The organism is Mesorhizobium sp. M2A.F.Ca.ET.037.01.1.1, assembly GCF_003998075.1.
Lineage (GTDB): Bacteria > Pseudomonadota > Alphaproteobacteria > Rhizobiales > Rhizobiaceae > Mesorhizobium.
The window spans coordinates 1-7,006 of sequence record NZ_RZSA01000268.1 but is presented as its reverse complement, the minus strand read 5'-3'; the positions used below and the strand labels follow the sequence as shown (position 1 = coordinate 7,006).

General features: G+C 62.7%; 7 protein-coding genes. 3 read left to right on the top strand and 4 right to left on the bottom strand.

Translation table 11 applies throughout. From position 1 onward, the window contains the following. Both EOA27_RS15360 and EOA27_RS15355 read left to right on the top strand, forming a co-directional pair. Positions 1–537: sugar ABC transporter permease (locus EOA27_RS15360; RefSeq protein WP_145970361.1), on the top strand; the 537-nt coding region annotated here is incomplete at its 5' end. Between the two features lie 8 nt (positions 538–545). Continuing rightward, positions 546–1,463, top strand: coding sequence for a carbohydrate ABC transporter permease (locus EOA27_RS15355; protein WP_042644446.1), 918 nt, complete (start codon positions 546–548; stop codon positions 1,461–1,463). Positions 1,464–1,628: 165 nt separating this feature from the next. On the opposite strand, the gene EOA27_RS15350 is transcribed toward EOA27_RS15355, so the two are convergent. Then, a complete protein-coding gene (locus tag EOA27_RS15350; protein WP_126082442.1) occupies positions 1,629–2,372 on the bottom strand; it encodes a creatininase family protein in 744 nt (247 codons plus the stop codon). A 3-nt stretch (positions 2,373–2,375) separates the two neighbouring features. Continuing rightward, positions 2,376–2,942, bottom strand: a complete 567-nt coding sequence (locus tag EOA27_RS15345; RefSeq protein ID WP_126082441.1) for an SIS domain-containing protein — start codon at positions 2,940–2,942, stop codon at positions 2,376–2,378. 187 nt (positions 2,943–3,129) lie between these two features. Between EOA27_RS15345 and EOA27_RS15340 the strand changes: the two genes are divergently transcribed. Further along, a complete protein-coding gene (locus tag EOA27_RS15340; RefSeq protein WP_126082440.1) occupies positions 3,130–4,152 on the top strand; it encodes an aldo/keto reductase in 1,023 nt (340 codons plus the stop codon). Between the two features lie 71 nt (positions 4,153–4,223). Here EOA27_RS15340 and hupB read toward each other — a convergent pair whose 3' ends face one another. Together hupB and lon are read right to left on the bottom strand one after the other, a co-directional pair. Further along, a complete protein-coding gene (hupB, locus tag EOA27_RS15335) occupies positions 4,224–4,496 on the bottom strand; it encodes a DNA-binding protein HupB (protein WP_027166452.1) in 273 nt (90 codons plus the stop codon). Between the two features lie 197 nt (positions 4,497–4,693). Then, the coding region (lon, locus tag EOA27_RS15330; protein ID WP_127256608.1) for an endopeptidase La at positions 4,694–7,006 on the bottom strand (2,313 nt) is incomplete at its 5' end.

Sequence of the window (7,006 nt, the reverse complement as noted above, 5' to 3'; positions counted from 1 at the left end):
GTCGCGGTGTCCTGGATGGTCGGCAAATCGCTGATGGAATACCGCTTCGGCCCGGCGGCGACGCTGGCGCGCCATCTCGGCTGGGACAATCCCGCCTTCTTCTCCGATCCGATCACAGCCCGCATCTCGATCATGATGCTCGACGCCTGGACCTTCATCCCGTTCATGATGATCATGCTGCTTGCCGGCCTGCAGGCGATGTCGCGCGAGGTGCTTGAAGCCGCCCGCGTCGACGGCGCGACCGCGTGGCAGACCTTCTGGCAGGTTACCTTTCCGCTCATGCTGCCAGTGTCGGTGACGGCCGTCATCCTGCGCATCATCTTCAAGCTGAAGCTCGCCGACATCATCATCACGCTGACCTCGGGCGGCCCCGGCGGCGCTACCGATTCCGTATCGAGCTTCATCTACCGCGAATATCGCGACCGGTCGAATGTCGGCTACGGCACAATGCTCGCCATGGCCTATCTGATCATCATCGTCGTGTTCGTGACCTGGCTGCTGAAAGTCGCCAGTCGCTTCGTGCGCAACGTCAACTGAGCGGCATCATGAGCGTCCAGACCACCGACTACACCGTTTCCGAAATCCGCTCGCCAGCGGCCTTCATCACCAGCCGCGTCTTCATCTATGGCGCGCTCGTCTTCTGGGCATTCGTGTGCCTGTTCCCGATCTACTGGACGATCACCACCTCGTTCAAATCGGCGGTCGACGTCACGCAAGGCCATCTCATTCCCTTCGTCGACTTCACGCCCGACTGGAAGGGCTGGCGCTCGCTCGGCCTGTCGCCGGATTCGATATTCCAGACGTCGACCGTGCGCGACGAATTCTTCAAGCGCTTCATGAACTCGGTCATCACCTCGGTCGGCGCGTCGGCTCTCGCCATCATCATCGGCAGCCTCGCCGCCTATGGCCTTGTCCGTTACCGCTACAAATTCGCCTGGTTCAGGAACGAGGACATCTCCTTCTTCTTCCTGTCGCAGCTGATCCTGCCGCCGGTCGTGCTGGCGCTCCCTTTCCTTGTGCTCTATCGCGAAGTCGCCCTCCTCGACACGCGCATCGGGCTCGTGCTGCTCTACACGCTGATGGTGCTGCCGATCGTGATCTGGATCATGCGCGACCAGTTCAACTCCATTCCCGTCGAATTGGAGGAAGCGGCTTTGGTTGACGGGCTGTCGATCTGGGGCGCCTTCTTCCGCATCGTCATGCCGATCGCCCTGCCCGGCATGGTCGCCGCCTTCATCCTGGCGATGGTGCTGTGCTGGAACGAGTATTTCTTCGCCGCGCTTTTGACCTCGACCGACGCCAAGACCATCCCCGTCATGGTGGCGAGCCAGACCGGCTCGCAAGGCATCAACTGGTGGTCGATGGCCGCACTTGCAACGGCGGCGATCGCGCCGCTGGCGATCATCGGCATCGCGCTCGAGCGCTACCTTATCATGGGCATGACGGCCGGCTCGGTGAAGTAGCTGGACCTTTCCTTCCCCCCTTGTGGGGGAAGGTGGCCGCGCAGCGGCCGGATGAGGGGTGTTCCAGGGAACGCCGACGTCTCACTCCGCTGGAACACCCCTCATCCGTCTCGGCGCTGCGCGCCCATCCACCTTCTCCCACAAGGGGAGAAGGAAGAACCGCACCTATCGCACCAGGATGGACCTCAAATGATCAAGGATCATGGCGACGCCGATCTTGCCGAGGCCTGCCGAGGCCTCCGCCGCGTCTTTCGTGTACCAGCCGGTGTTGTCGGCCAAATGCTTCTCGTCCACGGCCTCGGGGCATAGCGCCAGCATCAGCGAGGTTTCGCCTTTGCCGGCATGGTCGAACGGGTATTTGCCGTTCATCGCGGCCGGCATCAGCGGATGCACCTGCACCCAGTTGAAGACGTTCTCGCCTTGGGCATGGCCGGCATAGTAATCGGCCATGCTGTTCGACCCCCACCAGCCCTCGCCGCGCTCCTTTTCCAGGAAGCGGAAGATCGCCTGGCGGCCGGCAGTCTTGAAGGCGAGGTCGGTCGGCATGCCGGCCACGAAATTCTCGGTCTGGTGGTGGATGATGGCGTGGATGTTGCGGAAGCCGATGCGCAATAGCCCATAGAACAATTCCTCCGCGAAAGGCGAAAGCACCGGACCGCCGACCTGCACCGAGCCGCTGCCTTCCGGCGCCGCCACCGCATAGCTTGCCGCGCCGTAATAGAAGGGCGGCAGGATGACGAGGTCCCTCTCCTTCTCGATCAGCTCCACCGTCTTGATGACGGCCAGCGTGTCCATGCCGACCGCCATGTGCTCGCCGTGATATTCGAGCACGCCGAGCGGCAGCACGACCGGCCAATTCTCCTCGATCGCCTTGCGGATCTGGTGCGGCAGCATCAGCTCGTAGCGCATCTCCTACTCCATATTGGTGTGCCTGGCGCGCATGGCTTCCGGCGTCGCGTTGGTCAGCGCCTGGAGCTTCAGCACCATGATCTCGAACAACAGGAACAGCGCGCCTTCGAACAGCGAGCCCATCGGCAGCACCGAGCTTCTTGCCGCGCCCTGGTCGCTGGCCATGGTCTGGGCGGAAATGACCAGCGTGAAATCGGCGAGTTTCGCCGCGCTGCCCGCCGGTTCGGCCGTCAGAAGCAGCACCTTCGCGCCGGCATCGCGGGCAACCCGCATCAAGGTCAGCACCGTGGTGGTCTCGCCCGGCCCTGAACTCGCCAGGAAGAGGTCCTCCTGCCCGAGCGGCGGCGTGGTCATGTCGCCGACCACCGAAACCGGCAGGCCGAGATGATAGAGCCGCATGGCAAAACCCTTCACCTGCAGCGCCTCGCGGCCGCAACCATAGACGGCGATCCTGCGGGCGCCGGCCAGCATGGCGCAGGCTGCGTCGATCCTGGCTTCATCCGTGCGCGCCAGCACCGCGCCAAGCTCGTCCAGCGCTGTCGCGAACATGCCGGATCCGGCTTTGCTCATGGAATGGCTCACCTGTCTGCGCGATGTCGCGCGTCTCTATAGATTCGGCGGCTCGCTGGCCGCGAAAGGCTTGTTTTTGTTCATGCTACCATTGCGAAAATCGCTGTCCAACGAGCCTCGGCACTTTTGCTGGGCCACCGGCGTGATAGTGTCATGTCAGACAAATCGCTCCGGGACATCGTCAGACATGAAGACACGGCACTTCGACCGCATCGGCAATGGCGGCATCACCTTCACCGAACTTGGCTTCGGCACCGCGCCGCTCGGCAATCTCTACCGCGCCATCTCCGACGAGGACGCCAATGCCACCCTGGAGGCGGCATGGAAGGCTGGCTGCCGCTACTTCGATACGGCGCCGCTTTACGGCCTCGGCCTGTCGGAAACCCGCCTCAACCCGTTCCTGCGCGGCAGGAAGCGCGACGACTATGTGCTGTCGAGCAAGGTCGGCCGCCTCATGCGCGTCGCCCCGCCTGACCAGCGCACCGGCATCGGCAAGTTCTTCGAGACGCCGTCGCGCCGGGAAGTCTACGACTACTCCTATGACGGCGTCATGCGCTCCTTCGAGGCCTCGCTGGAGCGCCTTGGCGTCGACCGCATCGACATCCTCTTCGTCCACGACGTCGACATCTTCACCCATGGCAGCAAGGAAGCCTCGGATGCCCGCATCGCGGAGTTCATGTCGTCCGGCTATTACGGGTTGCTTTCGCTCCGCGACCAGGGTGTGATCAAGGCCTTCGGCGGCGGCATCAATGAGTGGCAGGTCGCGCAGACGCTGGCCGAGCGCGGCGATTTCGACCTGTTCCTGCTCGCCGGCCGCTATACGTTGCTCGAACAGGAAGCGCTGCAGTCCTTCCTGCCGCTTTGCCAGAAGCGCGGCATCGGCATCGTGCTGGGCGGCCCCTACAATTCCGGTGTACTGGCGACCGGGCCGAAGCCTGGCGCCTTCTACAACTACAGCGAGGCGCCGAAGGAGATCCTCGATCGCGTGGCGCGTATCGAGGCCGTCTGCAAGCGCCACAATGTGCGCCTGATCGAGGCGGCGCTGCAATTCCCGCTGCAGCATCCGTCGGTGATGTCGGTGATCCCCGGTGGCCAGCGGCCGTCGGAGGTCGAAAGCAACCGCGCGCTGCTCGACACCAAGATACCGGCCGCACTCTGGGCGGATTTGAAGCAGCAAGGCCTGATGCGCGCCGACGCGCCGACGGCCTGAGCCGGTTGCCTGTCACCTGAAAAAAGAAAAGCCGGGCAAGCCCGGCTTTTCTGCTCTTAAAGAAAAAGGTCTTAGTTGACCGCGTCCTTGAGGCCCTTGCCGGCCGAGAACTTCGGCACGGTGCGCGCCGGAATCTTCACTTCCGCGCCGGTCTGCGGGTTGCGGCCGGTCGAAGCAGCACGTTTTGACACGGTGAAATTTCCGAAGCCGACAAGCCGGACATCGCCGCCCTTCTTCAGTTCGCCAGTGATCACGGAGAACACCGCATCGACGGCCGACTGCGCATCAGCCTTCGAAATGCTTGCGGAGTCGGCGACAGCGGACACCAGTTCGTTCTTGTTCATCAAAATTCCCTTCCATGAGAAAACCGGAACTTACGACTCATCCGGCAGGAAACGGACTTTAGAAAGAAGCGATCCGGAACCCAAGCCCAAAAACCGCGGAATTCCGGGCTTTTTTCCATTTTTTCATGGCTTTTTCACATGAAAAAGCCGGGCTCAAGGCCCGGCTCTCTCTTTGTGCACTGCAACTTTAACTTTTGTTAGTGCGCGAGCGACTTTCCGGCATCGTCGCCGGTGTCGACCGGAGCCGGCGCATTAACCGGCTCGACCCACTCGATCGGCTCCGGCATCCGGGTGAGCGCGTGCGCGAGCACCTCGCCGACCCGCGAGACCGGAACGATCTCCATGCCGTTCTTCACATTGTCCGGAATATCCGCCAAATCCTTGACGTTCTCTTCCGGGATCAGGACCTTCTTGATGCCGCCGCGCAATGCCGCGAGCAGCTTCTCCTTGAGGCCTCCGATCGGCAGGATGCGGCCACGCAGCGTGATCTCGCCGGTCATCGCCACATCGGCCCGGACCGGGATACCCGTCAGCACTGACACGATGGCCGTGGCCATCGCGGCACCGGCGGACGGGCCGTCCTTCGGGGTAGCGCCTTCCGGCAAGTGGACATGGATGTCGCGCTTGTCGAACAGCGGTGGCTCGATGCCGAAATCGAGCGCCCTGGAGCGGACATAGGAAGCCGCCGCCGAGATCGATTCCTTCATCACGTCGCGCAGATTGCCCGTCACCGTCATGCGGCCCTTGCCGGGCATCATGACGCCTTCGATCGTCAACAACTCGCCGCCGACTTCCGTCCAGGCAAGACCCGTGACCACGCCGACCTGATCGTCGGCCTCGACCTGACCGAAGCGGAAGCGCGGAACGCCAAGATAATCGGCGAGGTTTTCCGCAGTGATCTTCACCGTCTTCTTCTTCGTCCGCAGGATCTCGGTCACCGCCTTGCGCCCGAGCTTCATCAGCTCGCGCTCCAGGCTGCGCACGCCGGCTTCCCGCGTGTAGGTCTGGATGATGCCGCGGATCGCATCCTCGCCGACCGAGAATTCGTTCGGCTGCAGGGCATGATCACGGATCACCTTTGGCATCAGGTGACGCTTGGCGATCTCGATCTTCTCGTCCTCGGTGTAACCGGCGATGCGGATGATCTCCATGCGGTCCATCAGGGGCGCAGGGATGTTCAGCGTGTTCGCCGTCGTCACGAACATCACGCTCGACAGGTCGTATTCGACCTCGAGGTAATGGTCCATGAACGTCGAGTTCTGCTCCGGATCGAGCACCTCGAGCAGGGCCGATGACGGATCGCCGCGGAAGTCCTGGCCCATCTTGTCGATCTCGTCGAGCAGGAAGAGCGGGTTGGACTTCTTGGCCTTCTTCATCGACTGGATGACCTTGCCGGGCATCGAGCCGATATAGGTCCGCCGGTGACCGCGGATCTCGGCCTCGTCACGCACGCCGCCGAGCGCCATGCGGATGAACTCGCGTCCCGTCGCCTTGGCGATCGACTTGCCGAGCGAGGTCTTGCCGACGCCGGGCGGTCCGACGAGGCACAGGATCGGCCCCTTCAGCTTCTTCTGCCGGCTCTGCACGGCAAGATACTCGACGATGCGCTCCTTGACCTTGTCGAGGCCGAAATGATCGGCGTCGAGCACGTCCTGCGCATAATTGAGGTCCTGCTTGACCTTGGAGTTCTTGCCCCACGGGATCGACAGCAGCCAGTCGAGATAATTGCGCACCACCGTCGATTCAGCCGACATCGGCGACATCGACCGCAGCTTCTTCAATTCAGCTTCCGCCTTCTCGCGGGCCTCCTTGGAGAGTTTGGTCTTCTTGATGCGCGCCTCGATCTCGGCGGCCTCGTCGCGGCCGTCCTCGCCCTCGCCGAGCTCCTTCTGGATCGCCTTCATCTGCTCGTTGAGGTAGTACTCGCGCTGCGTCTTCTCCATCTGGCGCTTGACGCGCGAGCGGATGCGCTTCTCCACCTGGAGCACGGATATCTCGGCTTCCATGAAGCCCATCGCCTTCTCCAGACGCTCCTTCACGGAAAGCGTCGCGAGCATCTCCTGCTTCTCAGGGATCTTGATGGCGAGATGCGAGGCGACCGTGTCGGCGAGCTTGGAATAGTCGTCGATCTGGCTGGCCGCACCCACCACTTCGGGCGAGATCTTCTTGTTCAGCTTGACGTAATTCTCGAAGTCGGTGACGACCGAGCGGGCAAGCGCCTCGATTTCGACCTCTTCCTCTTCCGGCTCGGCGAGCGCGGTGGCGCGGGCCTCATGGAAATCGGCGCGGTCGGTGAACGAGACGATCTTGGCGCGCGAGGCGCCCTCGACCAGAACCTTCACGGTGCCGTCGGGCAGCTTCAGGAGCTGCAGCACATTGGCGAGCGTGCCGATGTCGAAAATCGCATCGGGCTCAGGATCGTCGTCGGCTGCATTCATCTGGGTGGCGAGCAGGATCTGCTTCTCCTGACCCATCACCTCTTCCAGCGCCTTGATCGACTTTTCACGGCC

Coding starts and splice junctions, on each gene's coding strand:
- hupB (WP_027166452.1), bottom strand. CDS start 4,496: ATGAACAAGAACGAACTGGTGTCCGCTGTCGCCGACTCCGCAAGCATT.
- EOA27_RS15355 (WP_042644446.1), top strand. CDS start 546: ATGAGCGTCCAGACCACCGACTACACCGTTTCCGAAATCCGCTCGCCA.
- EOA27_RS15340 (WP_126082440.1), top strand. CDS start 3,130: ATGAAGACACGGCACTTCGACCGCATCGGCAATGGCGGCATCACCTTC.
- EOA27_RS15350 (WP_126082442.1), bottom strand. CDS start 2,372: ATGCGCTACGAGCTGATGCTGCCGCACCAGATCCGCAAGGCGATCGAG.
- EOA27_RS15345 (WP_126082441.1), bottom strand. CDS start 2,942: ATGAGCAAAGCCGGATCCGGCATGTTCGCGACAGCGCTGGACGAGCTT.